Source organism: Amycolatopsis sp. SID8362 (assembly GCF_010550475.1).
Taxonomy (GTDB): domain Bacteria; phylum Actinomycetota; class Actinomycetes; order Mycobacteriales; family Pseudonocardiaceae; genus Amycolatopsis; species Amycolatopsis eburnea.
This window is the reverse complement of the sequence record NZ_JAAGNB010001387.1, coordinates 1-2,089: the sequence shown is the minus strand read 5'-3', so window position 1 is coordinate 2,089 and position 2,089 is coordinate 1. Positions and strand designations below refer to the sequence as shown.

Sequence of the window (2,089 nt, the reverse complement as noted above, 5' to 3'; positions counted from 1 at the left end):
CGATCCCGGCCCGGCCGTCGATGTCCAGCCGGCCGCCGGTGCTCCGCAGCGCGGGGACCGGGTAGGTCGCCACGGCCGTCCAGGTCACGCCGTCGGACGACGTTTCGAGCCGGTACTTCCGCCCGGCGGCCGCCTCCCAGCTGAGCCGGGCGCGGTCGAAGTCCCGCGCCGTGCCGAGGTCGACGGCGAGCCAGCTGTCCGCGCGCGGCCGGTCCGATGTGGACACCGCCCAGCGCGTCGCCGGGTCGCCGTCGTTGGCGTACTTCGCCTCCTTGCCGGCCGCCGCCGAGGACGCCGTCGCCGTCCCGGTGCGCGCGAGGTCGGGGCCGTCGCCGTCGCGGACTTCGAACGCCCAGAGCGAGTAGCCGTACTGCGGGTCCGGCTGCACGCCGAGCATCCGGACGTACCGCGCGGTGACCCGGGCGAAGGTGACGTCGTCGGTGCGGGCGCCGGACGGCGCCGCCTGTGCCTTGACCGTCACGGTGCCTTCGGCGGCGGTGTAGCTCCGATCGCCGTCGAGGCCGGGCACGCCCGGCGTGGCGAGGTTGTAGACGTTCAGGACGCCTTCGCTCTCGGCGACGCCGGTGCTGGCGTAGACGGCGGCGCCGGTCGGCAGTGTGGCGAGGGCGGCGTACCCGGTGTCGAAGCGCAGCACGCCGACGGTGGCGTCGAAGCCGTCGCGGACCTTCTCGTACGTCGTCGCGTGGCGTTCGCGCACCGCGATGTTGGTCGCGGGCAGCAGCGCCGGGTTGGCGCCGCCGAGCACGAAGAGCCAGTCGTCGTGGCGTGGCTGCCAGGCGAACTTGACGAACCCGGGCTTGGACACCGTGCCCGCCCAGGCGGCGGGGGAGCGGTGGGCGAGCAGACCGGGCCCGGTCCCGAAGTCGGCGACCCCGGCGGCGTGGGCGTCGAACTCGTCCTTGCCCACCGCGGCGACCGGGCCGCCGTGGCTCGCGCGCCACTCGTGCAGGAGGTAGCTGATGGCGAGTTCGGCGCGGGCCTCCGGCTCGTACTTCGGCTCGCCGGAGAACTTCGTGATCCGGTCGGCGGGCGCGTACGCCTGGTACGGCTCGAGCCGGGCGGCGAGCTGCGCCTCCGCGTAGGCGGCGTAGCGGTCGCCGAGGACCTGGGCGCGGAAGGCGAGCGGGATGACGTCGCGGCCGTAGAGGTGCTCGCGGTCGGCGACCATCGGCATCAGCGGCTCGCCGGCGTCGCTGGTCATGAGCAGCATGGTGCGCCAGAGCAGTTCGCCGTTGGGCTGCGCGGTGAGGACCTCGGGCAGCGGCGTCCCGGCGGCGAGGAAGTGCATCGCGTTGCGGCCGGACGTGCGCCACAGCTCTTCCTGGTAGTGCGGGCCGAACGAGCCGTGGTTCTCCACGAGGAAGGTGTCGTAGAGGTTCGTCGCGGTGTTGGCGCTGACCGGGCGGCCGTCGACGAGCCGCGGGTTGGCGAGGTCGGCGGCGGGCAGTCCGGCTTCGTTGCGGCTCCACGTCCCGAAGGCGTCCCGCCACTGGTTCGCGCGCGGGTCGGCCGGCGCCCAGGCGAGGGCCGGGGCGAGGGATTGCGCGTAGACGCCCATTTCCTCCAGCTTGGTGTCGCCGACGTAACCGCCCGTGAGGCCGTTGGGCGTCCAGCTGCCGGACGTCGGGTCGTCGTTTTCGCCGAGCGCGGTCGTGTAGGCGGCCTGCTCGGTGGTGATGCGTTCGACGTTCGCGCGCGTCGCCGCGTCCAGCTCCGCCCACAGCAGCCGGGCAGCGAGCAGGAAGTACGACTGGAACGTGGTGTCGAAGAAGAGTTTCCGGCCCCACTCGGTGCCGCCGGTGAGGAGGTTGGACGCGGCGAAGTGCCGGATCGTGGCGAGGGTGTGGGCCTTGAGCGTGTCGCGGTCGACGCCGGCGACCGCGGGGTCGTAGCCGTCGCGGGTCAGGAGGACGGCGTTGCCGAGCACGACGGCGAAGGTGAAGTCGCGGGCCGGGTAGATCCCGGCCTTCGTGTCGAACTGCTGCTCGGCCCAGCGGGTGTGCCGCAGCAGGACGCGCAGGTAGGTGGCGGCGACCGGGTCGGGCGGCCCGTCGGCCGCGGCCGCCCG

At 73.9% G+C, this 2,089-nt stretch carries 1 protein-coding gene; it reads right to left on the bottom strand.

Annotation, left to right across the window (positions count from 1 at the left end):
- A partial coding sequence (locus G3I65_RS42625; protein ID WP_160701126.1) for a discoidin domain-containing protein occupies window positions 1-2,089 on the bottom strand: 2,089 nt, incomplete at both ends.